Origin of the sequence: Litchfieldia stipae (assembly GCF_014837155.1) — a bacterium.
Taxonomy (GTDB): domain Bacteria; phylum Bacillota; class Bacilli; order Bacillales; family Bacillaceae_L; genus Litchfieldia.
In genome coordinates, this window is record NZ_JACYHA010000020.1 from 47,678 (window position 1) to 65,143 (window position 17,466).

Genomic DNA, 17,466 nt, shown 5'->3' on the forward strand with positions numbered 1-17,466 from the left:
CTCTTTTTCCCCATTTAAATGACAATAGCCCACAATCTTATGAAGGTGGACGCAAGTAAAAGAACATATTATTCCCTCTTGGTAGCTCGGCGATCATGACTTTTCACAGTTTTAGACCCGTAGCTTTGCGTCTCTATCTTTCAATAGATTTGCCATTATCATTAGGTATTTTGTTTGTTAGGTTAAATTACCTACTTCCATTATAAAGAAATAAGGACAATTTTACTATACAAAAATGAAAAAAATTACAGAAAAATCCATTCCCAAATACCTTAACTAAACATTAACATTCACTTCATTCTTCCTTAGCATTAAAAGTTTACTATATTGATATGAAGTAGAAGGTTCACACAATAAAGATTTTCCTCAAGTTCAAACTAATAACACTGGAGGTCGTCACGTGAGTCAATTTCTTAATTTCATGGTCTTATTCTATATCTCCATCTTTTTTATCATCATCTTCTACCACTCTTTTTTCACACCAAATACGAAGAGAAATAATTAACTAGTTCACTTACCGCAAAAATTCATAAAACCACAAAAAATACCTAGCAGACCTAGGTATTTCTTTTTGTATTTTACTTTAGAAGGGTTAAATGAAGACATGCAGAATATATTAAGGAAGATATACTGGAGGTGCTTGAATGAAAAAACATCTTATTAAATTAACGATCGCTTCGCTCACCCTAATAACTCTTATAGGCTGTACGAAAGGCGTACCTACTAAATTTGATTTAAACCAACTTACAAGAGTTGATGTGCAGATAACAGCTGAAAACAGTAACAATGAAATAATTATTTTTGAGGAAGAACAGATTAACATGGTTAGAGAAATATTTGCAGGGATTAAGTGGGAAGAGAATGTAGAAAGTGAAATGGATCGAGCTGAGGATATGAAAGCAACTTTATTCTTCAGATATGATAAAAACATGCCTGAAAGATTATTAGAATACTTTATATGGTTTAATCAAGAAAACGAGACAAGCATAATTATTGATCGTGAAAAGAATTCGTTAGGATCATTAGACAAAGAAAATACCCAAAAGCTAAAAAAAATTCTTCTAAATAACTAAAAGAGCAGATATCCCTGCTCTTTTACTCTACTAATCTCACCTAACTAGCATTAGCATTTCTTCAAAAATACTGCCCCAGTTTTTTTCTTGAGCAATTTGTTTTCTCCTGTCAATCTGCATTGGGTCATCAATACCACTTAAAAAATACTCACATGAATCTATGAATATATCTGGTTGATTTGTATCAAGATGTTCATAGACCATCCCTTCTGCATATTCGATGGTTGAAGGTAAATGAACACCAACAACTGGTTTTCCTGCTGCTAAAAACTCAAATAACTTCAATGGGAATACTGCATTATTATACTGAGATGGTTTGTATGGCATGATGCCTATATCAATTAGATTCATATACTTTGGAACATCCTGAGGTGCTACACTCCCCGTCCAAATCACATTCTTCTCTTTTAACAATTGTTGAAAATCCAGGTCACCATTTGTCCCATCTGGCCCTACAAATAGAAACAACCAATCGTGACGCTGTTGTGCCACTTGTTGAATAAGCTTGAAATCAAGCTTCGGTTTGATGCCGCCAATGAACCCTAATACCTTTCCATCAAACTCGGATGGTAACACACTCTCCATCTCAATATCATTCTCTGCAAATCTAGAAAACTCCACACCATTTTCGAAGGTAAAAATGTTTTTTTCAGTTCCCGCCTTTTGCGAGATTCTTTTTCGTAAGTACTCAGACGTACAAAATATGGTATCAGCTCTATCAATCACTCGATTTTCTGCACTTTCAATAATCCGCTGTCTGACTGAAGATACAATGGAATGTCGGCCACTAATCGGTGCTCCCCATAAATCGCTACAATCATAGATCACCTTATCAAAAGGAAACAAATCTGCTAGTATTGGAAACCCCGGGAAAGTATACCAAAGCTGTACCCGTTCAGAATGACTCCCTTTTTTCAAATAATTCAAGAAAGGTTCAAGCTTTGCTTTGTGGAAACTATCAAGATATCGCCCAAAGCGAAATGATTTTTGTGGAAGGAGATCCTGAATGGTCCATTGTTTAATCCCGTTGGGAAGAAGAGAAATAGATTCATTCGAATGAGAAGGTGTTGGACAAAGCCAAACCACTTCTTTCGTATCTTCTTGCTCAAGTAGAAATTCTGCCAATCTGTGACGACGGTAACGAAGCTGATCTCCCCCCCATTCACCGGTAGCTACTATTACATGCACAATGCTCATTTAATCTTCATTCCTTTTATAATCTCTTTGCTAATGCATGAAAGGCATAATGAGTGAAGCACCAGCAAGCCATAAATACATTCAATTTCTCAATTTTACGATAGACAAACCAATTCATCTTAGCAGCCTTCCACTTATTTTTAGAAATGGAGGGATTACCAATTCGATAGTTTGCTAGGGTTTCATTTAAACCATAGGCTGTATACCCCTTTTTTAAGATAGCCAACCATGTCGCCATATCCTGACGTGTTCTAATATTTGGCATCTGAACTCGCCCTATTTGCTGTTGGTCAATCATCACTGTTAGACAACCAATAATTGTATTCTTTAACAAATCATGATAGGTGATTTGTGCTGGAGCAGAAACATGCTTATTCAAACGCACCCCTTTATGGTCCATCATCTCGTAGCCAGTAAATGTGAAGGCATAGTCATGTTCCTGCATAAAGGATAGCTGTTTTTCTAATTTCTCTGGAACCCAGCAATCATCACTGTCTAAAAAAGCGATATACCTGCCTTGCGCAAGTTCTAACGCACAATTCCTTGCAGCCGCCGCACCACTATTCTCTGTTAAGTAAATGACTCGAATTCTCGCATCTTCCTCTTCATGCTTTTTTAGCCGTAGAGGAGTATCATCAGTTGAACAATCATCTACAATGATCATTTCCCACTCACCAAAGGTTTGCATTTTCACAGATTGAATCGTGTCCTCTATTAACTGACTTGCATTATAAGATGGTGTTATGATCGAAACAGTCGGCTTATTCTTCACAGGATTAACCTCCTCCTACGTTGTCTCTCTCCTCACGATTTCTGGTAGTACCACCCACATTAGCGAGATAGTCATTCCTACTAGAACCCCTAACACGCCTCTTTGCTTGGAAGATATCGCAACATGTTCAATGACTTTACTTTCAACGGCTTTAAGAATTGATGCTTGCTTTAAATGAAACAGCTCTGTCTGTAATTCAAATAGAAACTTCTGTTGTTCTATTTTCGTTTCCTCATTTGGCACTTCTTCTTTTAACGCTTGAATCAAATCTTCAATGATTGCTTTCTTCTGTTCGTATCTTAGTTGATCCATTACTAGAAAATCTTCGATCACTTCATTCAATCGTTGAACAGTGCTCTCGTTCGAAGAACCACTAATTGATAGAGTGATAACATCCTCTGAAGGGGTCATTATCACTAAATTTGAAGGCTCATCCTCATCTGAGTTTAACGGTTGATGTGTTAACATCCTTTGTACTTTTTTTGCATCATTCATATCTGAATCATCATATCTCCCTAGTGATACCATTGCTTCAGCGATATAGATTGGCTTCTCCTTTTCAACTGGAAGAAACCAACCGACTAACCCTAATATCAACGGTATAACGGCAAGAATGATAATGTATCTTTTACTTCTTGTGATCATCCTACGAATAATCGGTTCCATCCATGCAAACTCCCTTAATCGTCAATTTCTGCTCGTATAGCCTTACTTTTAAACACAGACACCATGGCAATGACAAAGCCCAAGAATACCCAATGGAAATATAGATTGCTCACGGAACTAGGACTGATGCTTGAAACGAGAAAGGCCACTAAACTTACCATCGCTGCTTCTGCAAGCATTTTTTGATGCGAATTTCTCTGTGCTTCTTCATTAAGTAATAAGCTGAAGAATAAATAGACATACATGATGATGTAACCTACTATAATCACAATCCCGAAATTCCCAGCAATTTCAGCTAACCAGTTGTGCACCTCAAGAACTCCAGCCGTATTGAAAATGGGTTTGTACTCTAGATAAAATGGTAGATTTCCTGCTCCCACACCAAAGCCATATGTATTCAAAAAATAATGAAAAGTATTTTTGAGCAAATTTAACCTCACATGGTTTGAGGAAGGGTTCTCAGTCATTGTTAGCGGTGGCTCAAAAGAAACCATTTGTAGTAAGAAAGCAAGCCCTCCTACTCCAGCAGCACCCGCTACCACCAACACTATTTTCTTTAAATATCTTGGTAAAAGAATCACCATATACACAAATAACCCGATAATTAGAGCTAATAAGCTAGCACGTGATTCAGTTAAATAAATAATATAGACACATAACAAAGCAAGTACTACTGATGATAGTCTTAGTAACTGATTGCTACTATTCTTCACTGCTGAACAGTAAAAGAAAAAAGAAATGGTTAGAAACGTCGCAAAGTCATTTTGATTAAAGAATACTGCTGTTGGATAAGCTTGCTTATATTCTGGGCCTCCATATAATGTTGAAGTTGGAAGCTGAATTTGGCCAAAATGATTGATTAATCCAATAATTAACAGAAAGATCGTCATCACTAACCAAATGCCATAGAATACCAAAAGCTTTGACACTCTTGTAAATGTAAACACCGCTAAGTACACAAACAAAATGCCAATCGCTAATAAAAGTAAATACTTTATACCATCAATCATCGATTTCACCCATAATAGCGAAATCGCTCCATAGACTAACCAGCCTAGCAAGAAGAGAAGGACACCCTTCACCTTCACCTGGTTCCAATAATCTGAGAGATTTCTTTCTCTCAATACATAGACAATAAATAAGAAAAGCGCCGCAATTAGAAGCATGCGATACAAAAACAAACTAAAAAAGCTAAGTTGAAGCTTAATAAATGATTGATTAAAAAACGTTGAAATCACAAGTATGTACATGACGCTCGTAAACAATTTGTTCATATCAACAGAATGAATGAGCAAGGTTGCTATCATGATTAAGGTCCATAACCCAGCAAAAAGGAGAAAGGGTTGAGACATATCGATCAAATAGAATACGAGGAATAATGCAGATAATGTGATAACGGCCACTCCTGAAGCTAATTTTGCATTCAGATTTATTTCCATCAAACCTCCTACCCACTCTTTCCTACTAAGAAATGAATTGCTTGATTTCCCTCTGTTTATTAGCGTATTGAATCGTTTCTTTTAATCCTTCATATATATCATAGGAAGGTTCCCAGTTTAGCAAAGCCTTCGTCCCTACATTGTCTAATAGACTATCTCTGATATCGCCAAGTCGACTCTCTTTATAGATTGCCAACACGTCTGAACCAGCCACTTCCTTCATTACTTCAAACAAACGATTGATTGAAATAGATTGACCACTCGAGACATTGACACAGAGATTGTCCTTACATAGCATCGCACGCACATTCGCTTTGGCTACATCTTTTACGAAGATAAAATCTCTTGTTTGCTCTCCATCACCATAAATCATTGGTGAGATATGCTTAGAAAGGCATTCTGAAAAGATGGCAACTACCCCACCCTCTCCTTTGGCGTCCTGCTTTGGACCATACACATTACTATATCTAAGAATGCTATATGGCAATTGATAGAGCTTACTACACATGTCTAAATAATGTTCTACCGTTAACTTGGACAATCCATAAGGTGATTCAGGCACAGTTTCATGTTCTACTGAAATGGGTAAGCTAGATGGGTTCCCATAGACTGCTGCTGAAGAAGCAAAGACAAACTTTTTCACATTTGATTGTATCGCCGCTTCAATCATATGTAATGAACCTTTGATATTGACATGTTCATCATTCAAAGGGTTCTTTACAGATTCCACTACACTAACTTGAGCAGCTTGATGAATAATATAATCTGGCTGTAGCGACACAATTAGTGGAATGACTGAAGGATTAGTAATGTCATACTCTAGAATGTCGACATCTACATTCTCAAGATTTTCTCTATGTCCCGTTGAAAAATTATCAATCACAGTTACATCAAATTGATGCTCAAGTAACTCTTCCACGATATGAGAGCCGATAAAACCAGAACCACCTGTTACGATTACCTTTGTCATCAGAATTTCCTCCTAATTTGCTTTCGTTACACTTGTTTCAGATTTTATAGCTGGTCTTCCCACAGACACGTAAGTAAATCCTAACTCTCTCATCATTTCTAAGTCATATAAATTCCTTCCGTCAATGATAATTGGGTTGTGTAAGAGCTCCTTTGCTCTTCTTAAATCTAAATTCTTTATTTCCTTCCAATCCGTTAATACTAAGCATGCATCTGTATCCGTTATTGTTTCATAGAGATCCTCAGAATACGTACACTCATATCCTAGCTTACGTTTTGCTTCCCCGATTGCGATAGGATCAAAGGCTTTGACCACTGCACCTTGTCTAACTAAATGAGGAATAATATCCAGTGCCGGAGACGATCTTACATCATCTGTATCAGGTTTGAAGGCTAACCCTAATACACTTATTGTTTTTCCCTGCAGATTGCCTAAAGCTAGCTCAAGCTTATTAATCAATTCAATTCGCTGATTTTCATTGGTTTCCATTACCGCTTCAATTAATTTAAAGTCATACCCAATTTGTTTTGAGGTATGTAACAAGGCTGCTGTGTCTTTTGGAAAGCAAGAACCACCAAACCCAACACCAGCTTGTAAGAACTTAGGTCCAATTCGTGAGTCTAAACCAATTCCTTCAGACAATTTCGTGACATCAGCACCTACTCTTTCACAAATATTAGCCATGTCATTGATAAAAGAAATCTTCGTAGCTAAAAAGGCATTAGCTGCATACTTAATCAATTCCGCCGTCTCAACAGTCGCTCTTACAATGGTTGATGTAAAAGGCTGGTGTAGCTCTGACATCACGAGATAGGCATGGTCACTGGAGGTACCAATGATTGCACGCTCCATCTTCATTGTTTCTTTAATTGCAGCCCCTTCTCTAAGAAATTCTGGATTAGAGACAATGTCAAAGGTTTGCTGATTTGGAGCATGCTTTTTGATGAGTTCTTGAACGATTCTCCCTGTTCCAACTGGTACCGTACTTTTGGTTACAATGATTTTATAGTTATTTAGATTCTCACCAATGGTTTTAGCTACTTGTTTTACATAACTCAAATCAGCTTCACCTGTTGATAACATCGGCGTACCAACAGCAATGATCACTACCTCTGCCTCCTGAATCACTGCACTAATATGGCTAGTGAAATCAAGTGTGCCTCTATGTACATTTTTTTCGACAAGCTCCTTTAAGCCCGGTTCATAGATTGGCATTTCACCTTGTAATAGACAATCAATCTTGTGTTGATCAATATCACAACAAGTAACCTTATTCCCCACCTCAGCAAAGCATGTGCCTGATACTAAACCAACATATCCTGTACCTATAACTGCGATTTTCTTCATAGACTTTGCTCCTCTCTTCCTTCAGTGAATTCTACGATCCCCTTATATTCATCAACTAGCAACCTAGCATTTTCATTGGCATCATAGTATTTCTGAACATGATGATAGAGTTCATGCTGAACCTTCATCGTATAAAGATCTCTAAAAAGAATGTCTTCAATTCGCTCCACTAGACTGTCGACCGATTGTTTTTTTATTAACAGCTGCTCATGCTTTCCAAATAGATCTGGCACACTTCCAACATCTGTACAAATCACAGGTATTTTTAACGCCAATGCTTCAATCACTACCGTTGGCATCCCCTCAGAATAAGAGGGTAATGCGAAGACATCACTAGCAAGCATGTAATCTTTTACCTTGTCATTTTCAACCTGCCCAGCAAGAATAATTCTTGGGTTCATAGCCTCAAGCTTTTTCAATCTATTTTTTTCTGGACCATCACCTACAAAGACAACAGTCGTGTCCTTTGAGATTCGTTCTACAGCATCGACAAGTTCATCAATCCCTTTTGCCTTTGTCAGTCTTCCCACAAACAATATCAGCTTTTTATCCTCCGGAAGCTGAAGTCTTCTTCTTAATTCAAGCTTCGTATTGCTTGGCTGCTGAAATTTAGTGAGATCAACTCCAATCGGTAGCACCTTACTTTCCAGTCTTATTAATTCCTTTGCTTTTTCACTGAGCATTTTCCCAACAGATAGCACCTGATTCGCCTCAGCCACCGTTTTTCTAAATACCTTCATTGCCCCAGAGCTATAATGCGGATAGATATTCACGTCACTACCATGTAAGGTAAGAATCCAAGGTAACTTTTTAACCTTTGCTACATGTCTTGTTGCACCACCTGAGGGCATCGCAAAATGCGCATGGATCACATCTGCTTGAATTCGCTCTTGATCCATTGTCTTTAAAATGGCTTTGGCAATTCGTTTATCTGGCTGAGCCCATCTCAATTGCCCTGGTATGGCTAAATAAGGTGGTCGATAGACATGTACTCCCTTTCGCTCATACTTAATCGGTATTTGCTTTCGTTTCCGATAATCTGATTTAAGAAAACGAAAGAATGAAAATGGAACAGGAACTGGACAAATAATCGATACTTCTATACCTTGCTTGATTAACGCTTGAACCTGAGTCTCATGAAAGACTCCACTCCCTGGATGCAAATCACTTGGATATGCACTTGTTACCCATAAAACCTTCATATAGATCTACCTCTTATCCGTCTTTTGGCGAATTTAGTAAGATGTGCTGGATAAAGAATCGATAATAGCAGCATGTATAGGCATGCACTACTACTAACCGAAATGATGAGTGGCCAATAAGCCGGATTCGGAATGACTGCTGCCATCATTTCTTTTATGACATAAGCAAAGATGGCAATGACGACTGATAAAACAAATGGAACCACAATTGTTTTCAGATAACGAGACCACTCTAACTGAATTAGCCACGCTAAGAGCCATCTTCCAAAGATAAAGTTCAGGATTGAAACAATGACATACGTCCATGCAACTATTTCTAATTGGTTTGTTGTCACTGCAATTAATAACGAACCACCATATAGAAGTAGAACAACGGCATCCCAATAGAAAGCAATATTTGCCTTACCCTTGGCTAGAATAATCGAGCCATTCGGATTCATTAACACTCTCAGAATTCCAACGATTGCCATGATTTGAAGAATTGGAACAGCTGCAGTCCACTTTTCTCCAAAGACAAAAAGAATAAATTCATCAGCAACAGCGATCAATCCAACAAGGAGCGGAAATGAAATGAAGCTTAAGATCTTTGTCATGTGTAAGAAACCCTCATTCAGCACACTATTGCTATGCTGGTTCTTTGCAAACACTGGAAATGCAACTCTAGTTACAATTGGATTGATCTTCAAAACAGGTATCGTCACAATTTGATATGCTAAATGATATATCCCTAATGCCTCAGCCCCCATGAATCTTCCTATTAAAATCAAATCAATATTTGCACCGATTCGATTCACTAATCTCGATAAGAGCTGATAAAAGCCAAATGAAAGAATGTCCTTGCATTCTGATAATTTAAATACAAACGTTGGTCGCCACTTATGCTGATACACCACAAAATAGAGAATTCCTTTGCCTCCATAAAAGACCAGTTGAGAGATCACATAAGCATAAATGGGACTAACAAAGCAAAACAAAATGACTAAAGAAATAAATGAAATCAATGTCACCGCTGTTTCAATCATGCCTAATACCTGAAATTGCAATTCCTTCTGCATCATATATTGGAATTGCTGTCCGATTGGGGCAATGAGAAACATGAATGCCATAATTCGAATTAATTCGACCAATTCATCTTGCTGGAAGAAACCTGCAATAATTGGACTTCCAACATATAAAAGAAGGAAAAGGACCATTCCAATCATCATGTTTAGCCAAAATAATGTTGAGAACATCGTTTTCGATATGTTCTCTTTTTGGATGATGGCAGACCCTATTCCAAAATCAAGTAAGATTTGTGCAAAGATAATAATGGTTGTCATCATGCCAACTAGCCCAAATTCGGCAAGACTCATTTGTTTCCCGAGGTATGCAAATTGAACGATTTGAATGACCGTGATAATAACCGTTGAAATCCCGGTCCATTTCATTCCTTTTTGCATTTGGGCTTTAATTGCTGTCATGAACTTCCCTTCCTTTTTATCAACGCGCTCCTTCACCTGTTAAGACAACTTTGAAGGTCTTCACTAATATTTTTAACTCTAAAGAAAACGTCAGGTTCTTGATGTAGATGAGATCATAATGAAGCTTCTCTTTTGGCGAAATGTCATATCCTCCATTTACTTGAGCTAAGCCTGTCAGCCCTGGCTTAACGAGGAGACGATCCTTAAACCCTTGTATTTCTTTATCAAATTTCTCAGTAAAAATCGGTCTCTCTGGTCTCGGACCAATGATCGACATATCCCCTTTTAACACTGAAATTAGTTGTGGGAGTTCATCTATTCTTGTTTTTCTTATAAATGAACCCACCTTAGTTACTCTTATATCGTTGACTTCAGCCCATTTCGCACCATTTATCTCTGCGTCCTTTTTCATCGATCTTAGCTTGATAATATTAAAGCATTTTCCGTTTTTCCCAACTCGTTCTTGGATAAAAAACGGTGATCCTGGTGTTTCCAAGATAATTGCAATCGCAAACACCATAACAATTGGAAACGCAAGAAGGATTCCAATAACCGATAGCACAATATCAATTACTCTTTTTAACAATAGATAGTGCTTTGCTCGTTTTGATAATGCGAGATTGGAAGCTTGAACCAACGAATAATCCTGGTAGAATTGATAGCTTTTTTCAGTACTCAAACACTTACCACCTCACAGCTTCGTATTCATCTGGATTTGTTTCTGCTAACTAGGATTATATTGTGTGAATATGAAGCTTAAATTGAGGGTTTATAAATAATTGATAAAGAATTATGAATATTTTTAACGAGGTGTAAAGATGTGTAAATTTTTTTACAATAAAAAAACTGATTGAAAAGGGCATATCCCTCTCCAACCAGTTTTTATTGGTACATTTGTCCGTATTATTTAGCCTTTTATTTGTAATAATTTCTGCCTTAAATCCGATTCCATCGTTGCTAGCTCATGCTCAGCATTTCTACGCTTATTGCGTCCCTCTTCTTGGATTCTGAGTGTTTCTTCCAACGTTGAAATAATATTTTCCTTTGTTTTCTTTAGCGTTTCGATATCAATGATCCCACGTTCATTTTCTTTCGCAATTTCAACAGTATTTGACTTTAACATCTCTGCGTTCTTTAATAATAAATCATTCGTTGTTTTTGAAACCAGCTTTTGCGCTTCTACTGCATCTCTCTGACGAATTAAGGTCAATGCTATTCCAATTTGATTCTTCCATAGTGGAATGGCTGTCATAATCGATGATTGAATTTTTTCGACTAGTGCTTGGTTCGTGTTCTGAATTAACCTAATTTGTGGAGCACTTTGAATTGTCATTTCTCGACTAAGCTTCAAATCATGCACTCGTTTATCTAATCGATCAGCAAATTGCATCATGTCATTGACTTCTTGGAACTTCATTTGGTCATTTGAAAGCTCTGCTTCCTTCTTTAATGCTGGGATGACATCATTCATTAACTCCTCATATTTCAACTCACCAGCAGCAATATAGACATTCAAGGCATCAAAGTATTCCTTATTATTCTCAAACAGCTTTTCTAGCATCATAATATCTGACAAGAGAAGATTCTTACTTCGATCCAGTTTTACACTAATACGGTCAATTTGTGCACCTGTCTTCTGGTATTTAGACATAACCTCTTGTAATGACCCAGATACTTTTCCAAACATCCGCCCAAGCATCGTCTTTTTCTCGGGCTTTAATTCATCTGGATTCACTTCATTAAACTGCTTCATCAGCTCATGGATGATTTCACCGACTTCACCAATGTCTTTTTTCTGTACATGCTCAATCATATTATTAGAGAATGTCATAAGCTTTGACTGCGCTTGTGTTCCATAGCTAATCATCGCTTGATGGTTTTTAGGATCAATTTGCTTAGCGAGCTGATATGCCTTTTCTCTGTTCTCTGGAGGTATCACATCAATAAGTTTATTTGACTTTTTTTCTTCTAAAGAATGGCTTGTTTCCTCTAATTGATCATTAAATGGGTTTGAGAGAAGATCGTCCATTAAATGATCTTTTGATGAATTGTATTGACTCATTTTAACTTCCTACTTTCATCAATTATTTTTGAATCTTTATTTTTCTTTAATGTATGCTTTGCAACATCTAATTCAAAATGAAGCTGATCAATATCATTTGAAATAAGGTAATATAAGTCCTGTTCAACTGTCTCGGTTATGCTTTCTAATGTTCTTCTTGTCTCCGATAAAGCTTGGTCTAGTTCATTATTTCTTTTGGGTTGCGAGGATAAGAACACATACTTTTCAGCAAGCTCGACAGCTGAATCTAAATGAGAAAAGAAAAATTTCTCTGCCCTATAAAATCTTTTTGGTTCCTTTTTCGTAATAGAATAGATTTTGCGAGTCATTCTTACAAGATCTAATCGTTGTTTCCATGATGGAATATGTCTAATTGAGATTAATGCTTTATTAAGCCGATAAATTTTTCGCTTCGCTTCTTTTAAGTTTCCTTTTATATAGCGATATTCTTTACGAGATATCCCCTGCTTATTAAAGAAACGAGCTTGTATAATTGCAGATGTAACACCATAAAAGGCAACGCCTCCTAGAAGAGACCATCCAGTAGCAATCCAATATGCTTGGTCCAAACCAATATAACTAATTAACCATGTGATAACTGTTGTATTTACTGTAAATATCACTTGCAAAAAAGATGTGATAAATCGATTCATATGAATCTCCCCTGACTTTAATACTTATATCTCTTTACGAATAAATAATGGCGATGGTTTCAATAACATAAAAGGTAATTTTATACTATTTAAAGATATACTAAATATCTATTCACTTCAATAGACCTTAAATCTAACACATTCTAAGACTTAAGGCGTATTTTATTCGTTACATATTTATGACATGAAAGCCGTGCTCCAAACTCATACTAAGTGTTGGAGGCGATGCTAAATATGAAACTTTTTATGATGAGTCTTTTATTGATGATTTTACCACTCCCTAATGAGAGCAATGATTTAATCCTTACACACAAAGGAGAACAAATCGCTACCGTTAATAGAGATGCATTTACATCTCCCTTGATTGACACTCCATTAATTGATGAAAATATGTTAAATGAATTTATAGACAAAATAAATAAGCAAGTAGCAAAAAAACCGATTAATGCCATGATAGCCGATTCTGGAGAAATCATTCCTGGCAAATCAGGCTATGAGTTAGATCGAGAAGCTTTTACAAAATCATTTTTGACTTACTTTTTCAAAAACGGTTCACTAATCGTTGAGATTCCTATAAAAACCGTTCATCCAAGAGTAGATAGTGAACTACTTGCTGACATTCGCGTGAAGCATATTGGAAGCTATGCTACCTTCTATAATTATAATAACACTGAACGTTCTCATAATATTATGCTTTCTGCAGAAGCGATTGATAATCATGTTGTATTCCAAGGGGAGGTCTTTTCATTTAATAAAGTAGTAGGGAAACGAACGGTAGAGAAAGGCTATTTACCTGCTCCTATAATTATTCGAGGAGAGTTATATGAAGGAGTTTGTGGAGGAATTTGTCAGGTTTCTTCTACTTTATTTAATGCTGTTGATCGTGCCAGATTACAAATTGTTCAAAGATACTCACATAGCAGAAGAGTTCCATATGTTCCGCCAGGAAGAGATGCCACTGTTAGCTGGTACGGACCTGACTTCATCTTCAAGAACGTACATAATCAGCCAATACTAATACGAGCAAAGGCTGGGCATGGGGTGGTGTATGTAAATATATATTCGTCTGAAGCAATTAATTTCTAGTGGTGCCAGGCACCACCAGAAATCTATGGACTTTTAATCCAAAGCTTGCTTCAAGTCTTCCCAAAGGTCCTCCCATGCTTCTAGACCTACTGACAAACGTAAAAGTTCATTTGAAATACCCATTTCCTGTCTTACATCTTCTGGGATAACTGCATGTGTCATTGAAGCGGGATGCTGAATGAGTGTTTCTGCATCACCTAGGCTGACAGCAATAGGGATCAACTTTAACTTATTGACTACCTTAGCAGCATCTTCATAGGTGCCCTCAATTTCAAATGACAGAAGGGCTCCGCCTTTTTTCATTTGTTTCTTCATGATCTCGTAATCCGGATGATCCTTGTCACCAGGATAATACACTGCTCTAATCTTAGGATGACTTTTCAATTTAGTAACAAGCTTCTTCGCATTTTCACAATGTCGATCCATTCTCACTGCTAAAGTTTTAATTCCTCTTAGTAACAACCAGGCATCAAATGGAGAAATAATACCACCGACATCCTTTTGGACGGTCTTCTTCAAATTAGTGATGACTTTTTGTTGACCAACAAGAATACCTGCCACCACGTCACCATGACCTCCAATATATTTGGTCGCACTGTGAATGACAAGGTCACAGCCAAGCGTGATCGGTTTCTGTAGATACGGTGTAGAGAATGTATTATCAACAATCACCATGATCTCTTTTCTTTTTGCTACTCTTACTATCTGTGCTAAATCTATTACTTTCATTGTTGGATTTATGGGTGTTTCTATATAAATGATTTTCGTGTTTGCTTGGATTCCCTGTAGAATTTCTTCCTCAGAAGCTAAATCAGAAAAGTGATGGTCAATATGATATTTATCCTTCATCATTTGTAATAAGCCAAATGTACATCCATAAATCCCCCTAGAGCATAATATATGATCGTTTGCTTTTGTTAAACCGATTAATGCTGCTGACACTGCTGCCATACCTGAACCAAATGCAAGTGCTGCTTCTCCTTCTTCTAGCTGAGCCAAACGTTCTTCTAATCCAGACACTGTTGGGTTGGATAGTCTTGAATAAATGTAGCCATCCTCATCACCAGCAAAGCGCTTCGCTCCCTGCTCAAGTGTTGAAAAAGTAAACGTCGATGTTTGATAGATTGGTGACGTTAAGCTATCCTGATGATTCTTTGGCTCATAGCCTGCGTGAATGGCCTTTGTTTCAAATTGATATTCGATATCTTTTCCCATTTTACTCCTCCTTGGACACGTATTAATAAATGTAAATGCAACTCTACAATTGTGAGCGTTTTCTTTTGTCTTATCGTACATTTTTGGTTATTTCTATATTGTATTGAGCCATTAAGAAATGTGCGCCAAAAATATCCCTATAACAAATTCACCATTATTTCTCAATTCCAAAAAGAGATAGACTATAATAAAAATAAGAAGTTCCTCATGAAGATTGCGGACTATTTATACGGAGGTGTTTATATTGGAAGAAATGAATGAGCCCATATTATACTGGTCCTTGATCAGGTATCAGAAATGGAGCATACATATTGCAGCTACGTCGAAGGGGCTATGCTTTGTCGGATCCATTGACAAAACCTATCAAGAATTAGAGGACTGGGTGAGTAAATATTTCTCAAAAACAACCCTTAAGCAAAATGATGATAAGCTCGAACCATTTAAGCTTGAAATCCTTGAGTTTTTTCAAGGGAAAAGAAAGAGCTTTTCCTTCCCTTTTGACCTATATGGTACACCATTTCAGCTAGCAGTATGGGATGCATTGAAAGCTATTCCATATGGAAAAACAACAACATACTCTGAGATTGCAGAAGCGATAGATAAACCAAAGGCTGTTCGTGCAGTTGGTACTGCCATAGGGGCAAACCCTCTCCTTATTTCCATTCCGTGTCATCGGGTGCTTGGTAAAGACGGCTCCCTCACAGGATATCGCGGTGGGTTAACGATGAAGAAGCAGCTACTTCAGATTGAGCAGCAGCTTGAATAAAAAAAGGAAGGCTGCTTTCTCAAAGTTTGTTGTTGTTTTGAGATGAACTATTGAGAATGAGATTTCTAGCAGCCTGAATACACTCAAGACTCCCGTGGGATGCGTGTGTCCCCACAGGACGCGGAGTGTATTCAGGCTGCGGGTATTAAAAGCAACAATCTATACGAAAACAGCCAAAAGGAAAGAAGGATGTGAGACCTCTACAGGTACATCTTACATCCTTCTTTCCCTTTTCCATTTATGTCGTTTGATATTCAGCAACTTGATTTCTACCTAATGTTTTGGCTTTGTACAGGGCTTGATCAGCCGCCTCCATGAGTGGTTGAAGCTCGTCCATATTGCTAATTGTATTTGTTGCAAAGCCAAGACTTATGGTTACATACTCTGACACTGACGAATATTCATGAATGATTTTTAATTGAGTAACTGACTGCCTGATTAAATTAGCTAACTCGTAGACTTCCAAAGAATCGAGATCAAATGAGGCAATCACAAATTCCTCCCCACCAAATCTTGCTGCAAACGCTCCAGGAACAGTGTCATCTACACATGTATTGATTGTTTGCGCTACCCTTTGAAGCACATTATCCCCTTCAAGATGCCCATAATGATCATTAAAAAGTTTAAATGCGTCAATATCCAAAATAATGACCGATAACTTCCGTGGTACATTCGACTTCTCTATTCCTTCACGAACATAATCATAGTAGCCTCTTCGATTCGAAATTCTTGTTAACTCATCCATGAGAGAAAGCTCTTTTAATTGCTTATTAGCCTTCTCAAGCTTTCTATTAATATTCTCATTTTCTGATATCTTAAGTGCCAAACTTTCATTTGTTTCAGTTAAAAGCAATTTATTGTAAAAATTCGTTGCATTGCTTCTATACAACATTCTAGAAGCCAGCCAACAAAAAAACAAAAAGACTGAGAGATTAATATAATGTCCCATAACCACAGCACTGGATGGTTGAAAGTATGGTAGCCCAATCATTAATACAGCAATTGGTAGGATATATAGTTGAAGAATCGTTTTATTTGTCGCGTGAAACAAAACGGAAACACACATGACATTAACAACAAATGCCATCACATGACCATATTCCTTCTGATCTCCAAGCGTAACTACCGCACCCCAGACCAAAAAGAAAACAACAAAGCTTAATAAGCCTGCTCGAAAAAACGTATACCTTCTGGATGAAACGATTTTACTTTTTTCAAACCAACGAATAAAAAGAATCATCAGCACACTAGCGATCATCAAAGTTAAATACATGATTAAATAAAAGTCCAAATCAAATAATGGTTGTTGCGTTGAAAATCTCGTATATAGGGTCATCATAATGAGAATGGCTTCAAACACAATAACTATGCTCGCAAACAGCTTACACCGCTGAATATTTTCTTTTAATAACTGTCTTTCTAGTAATTGCCGTTTTTCAACTGACGGCTCAGATACACGTAGAAAATGAAATAGACTCATAATTAACCTCTTTACATTTATTAGGATATTGATATTATACAAAACTCCTTCCAAATGATATATATATTTTATAATTAT

At 37.1% G+C, this 17,466-nt stretch carries 16 protein-coding genes and 1 riboswitch; of the genes, 3 read left to right on the forward strand and 13 right to left on the reverse strand.

The features are described 5' to 3' along the window. Window positions 1-77: 77 nt before the first annotated feature. Window positions 78-164, reverse strand: a riboswitch (cyclic di-GMP riboswitch). A 480-nt stretch (window positions 165-644) separates the two neighbouring features. Beyond that, window positions 645-1,073, forward strand: a complete 429-nt coding sequence (locus F7888_RS18315; protein ID WP_191782025.1) for a hypothetical protein — start codon at window positions 645-647, stop codon at window positions 1,071-1,073. Between the two features lie 36 nt (window positions 1,074-1,109). Here the strand turns inward: F7888_RS18315 and tuaH are convergent, their stop codons facing one another. The 11 genes from tuaH to F7888_RS18370 form a co-directional block, all read right to left on the reverse strand. Continuing rightward, window positions 1,110-2,270, reverse strand: a complete 1,161-nt coding sequence (gene tuaH / locus F7888_RS18320) for a teichuronic acid biosynthesis protein TuaH (RefSeq protein WP_191782027.1) — start codon at window positions 2,268-2,270, stop codon at window positions 1,110-1,112. 16 nt (window positions 2,271-2,286) lie between these two features. Further along, window positions 2,287-3,042 (reverse strand): teichuronic acid biosynthesis protein TuaG, encoded by a 756-nt coding sequence (gene tuaG / locus F7888_RS18325; RefSeq protein WP_191782029.1) that lies wholly within the window; start codon window positions 3,040-3,042, stop codon window positions 2,287-2,289. A gap of 15 nt (window positions 3,043-3,057) precedes the next feature. Then, window positions 3,058-3,708 (reverse strand): hypothetical protein, encoded by a 651-nt coding sequence (locus tag F7888_RS18330; RefSeq protein ID WP_191782031.1) that lies wholly within the window; start codon window positions 3,706-3,708, stop codon window positions 3,058-3,060. 14 nt (window positions 3,709-3,722) lie between these two features. Beyond that, window positions 3,723-5,147, reverse strand: coding sequence for a teichuronic acid biosynthesis protein TuaE (gene tuaE / locus F7888_RS18335; RefSeq protein WP_191782033.1), 1,425 nt, complete (start codon window positions 5,145-5,147; stop codon window positions 3,723-3,725). 25 nt (window positions 5,148-5,172) lie between these two features. Further along, entirely contained in the window at window positions 5,173-6,117 is a 945-nt protein-coding gene (locus F7888_RS18340) for an NAD-dependent epimerase/dehydratase family protein (RefSeq protein ID WP_191782035.1), read from the reverse strand. Between the two features lie 12 nt (window positions 6,118-6,129). Further along, window positions 6,130-7,464 (reverse strand): UDP-glucose 6-dehydrogenase TuaD, encoded by a 1,335-nt coding sequence (gene tuaD, locus F7888_RS18345; RefSeq protein WP_191782037.1) that lies wholly within the window; start codon window positions 7,462-7,464, stop codon window positions 6,130-6,132. Next, on the reverse strand, window positions 7,461-8,666 hold the full coding sequence (gene tuaC, locus F7888_RS18350; RefSeq protein WP_191782039.1) for a teichuronic acid biosynthesis protein TuaC: 1,206 nt from the start codon (window positions 8,664-8,666) through the stop codon (window positions 7,461-7,463). Before tuaC ends, tuaD begins: the two co-directional genes overlap by 4 nt. Further along, the gene (gene tuaB / locus F7888_RS18355; protein WP_191782041.1) at window positions 8,663-10,126 is read right to left on the reverse strand and encodes a teichuronic acid biosynthesis protein TuaB; all 1,464 of its coding nucleotides are present in this window, start codon (window positions 10,124-10,126) and stop codon (window positions 8,663-8,665) included. Before tuaB ends, tuaC begins: the two co-directional genes overlap by 4 nt. A 19-nt stretch (window positions 10,127-10,145) precedes the next feature. Next, window positions 10,146-10,805, reverse strand: coding sequence for a sugar transferase (locus F7888_RS18360; protein ID WP_191782043.1), 660 nt, complete (start codon window positions 10,803-10,805; stop codon window positions 10,146-10,148). Window positions 10,806-11,033: 228 nt separating this feature from the next. After that, window positions 11,034-12,188 (reverse strand): toxic anion resistance protein, encoded by a 1,155-nt coding sequence (locus F7888_RS18365; protein ID WP_225228882.1) that lies wholly within the window; start codon window positions 12,186-12,188, stop codon window positions 11,034-11,036. Then, the gene (locus F7888_RS18370) at window positions 12,185-12,841 is read right to left on the reverse strand and encodes a 5-bromo-4-chloroindolyl phosphate hydrolysis family protein (protein WP_191782045.1); all 657 of its coding nucleotides are present in this window, start codon (window positions 12,839-12,841) and stop codon (window positions 12,185-12,187) included. The genes F7888_RS18365 and F7888_RS18370 overlap by 4 nt, the downstream gene beginning before the upstream one ends. Before the next feature lie 234 nt (window positions 12,842-13,075). Here F7888_RS18370 and F7888_RS18375 point away from each other — a divergent pair, with 234 nt between their 5' ends. Continuing rightward, window positions 13,076-13,927, forward strand: a complete 852-nt coding sequence (locus F7888_RS18375; protein WP_191782047.1) for a VanW family protein — start codon at window positions 13,076-13,078, stop codon at window positions 13,925-13,927. 33 nt (window positions 13,928-13,960) lie between these two features. On the opposite strand, the gene megL is transcribed toward F7888_RS18375, so the two are convergent. Next, entirely contained in the window at window positions 13,961-15,142 is a 1,182-nt protein-coding gene (gene megL / locus F7888_RS18380; RefSeq protein WP_191782049.1) for a methionine gamma-lyase, read from the reverse strand. 244 nt (window positions 15,143-15,386) lie between these two features. Here megL and F7888_RS18385 point away from each other — a divergent pair, with 244 nt between their 5' ends. Beyond that, entirely contained in the window at window positions 15,387-15,908 is a 522-nt protein-coding gene (locus F7888_RS18385) for a methylated-DNA--[protein]-cysteine S-methyltransferase (protein WP_412096013.1), read from the forward strand. Window positions 15,909-16,146: 238 nt separating this feature from the next. Here F7888_RS18385 and F7888_RS18390 read toward each other — a convergent pair whose 3' ends face one another. Next, window positions 16,147-17,388: a GGDEF domain-containing protein gene (locus F7888_RS18390; protein ID WP_191782052.1), complete on the reverse strand. Its 1,242-nt coding sequence runs from the start codon at window positions 17,386-17,388 to the stop codon at window positions 16,147-16,149. Window positions 17,389-17,466: the final 78 nt, after the last annotated feature.

Coding starts and splice junctions, on each gene's coding strand:
- F7888_RS18315 (WP_191782025.1), top strand. CDS start 645: ATGAAAAAACATCTTATTAAATTAACGATCGCTTCGCTCACCCTAATA.
- tuaH (WP_191782027.1), bottom strand. CDS start 2,270: ATGAGCATTGTGCATGTAATAGTAGCTACCGGTGAATGGGGGGGAGAT.
- F7888_RS18330 (WP_191782031.1), bottom strand. CDS start 3,708: ATGGAACCGATTATTCGTAGGATGATCACAAGAAGTAAAAGATACATT.
- tuaE (WP_191782033.1), bottom strand. CDS start 5,147: ATGGAAATAAATCTGAATGCAAAATTAGCTTCAGGAGTGGCCGTTATC.
- F7888_RS18340 (WP_191782035.1), bottom strand. CDS start 6,117: ATGACAAAGGTAATCGTAACAGGTGGTTCTGGTTTTATCGGCTCTCAT.
- tuaD (WP_191782037.1), bottom strand. CDS start 7,464: ATGAAGAAAATCGCAGTTATAGGTACAGGATATGTTGGTTTAGTATCA.
- tuaC (WP_191782039.1), bottom strand. CDS start 8,666: ATGAAGGTTTTATGGGTAACAAGTGCATATCCAAGTGATTTGCATCCA.
- tuaB (WP_191782041.1), bottom strand. CDS start 10,126: ATGACAGCAATTAAAGCCCAAATGCAAAAAGGAATGAAATGGACCGGG.
- F7888_RS18365 (WP_225228882.1), bottom strand. CDS start 12,188: ATGAGTCAATACAATTCATCAAAAGATCATTTAATGGACGATCTTCTC.
- F7888_RS18370 (WP_191782045.1), bottom strand. CDS start 12,841: ATGAATCGATTTATCACATCTTTTTTGCAAGTGATATTTACAGTAAAT.
- F7888_RS18375 (WP_191782047.1), top strand. CDS start 13,076: ATGAAACTTTTTATGATGAGTCTTTTATTGATGATTTTACCACTCCCT.
- megL (WP_191782049.1), bottom strand. CDS start 15,142: ATGGGAAAAGATATCGAATATCAATTTGAAACAAAGGCCATTCACGCA.
- F7888_RS18390 (WP_191782052.1), bottom strand. CDS start 17,388: ATGAGTCTATTTCATTTTCTACGTGTATCTGAGCCGTCAGTTGAAAAA.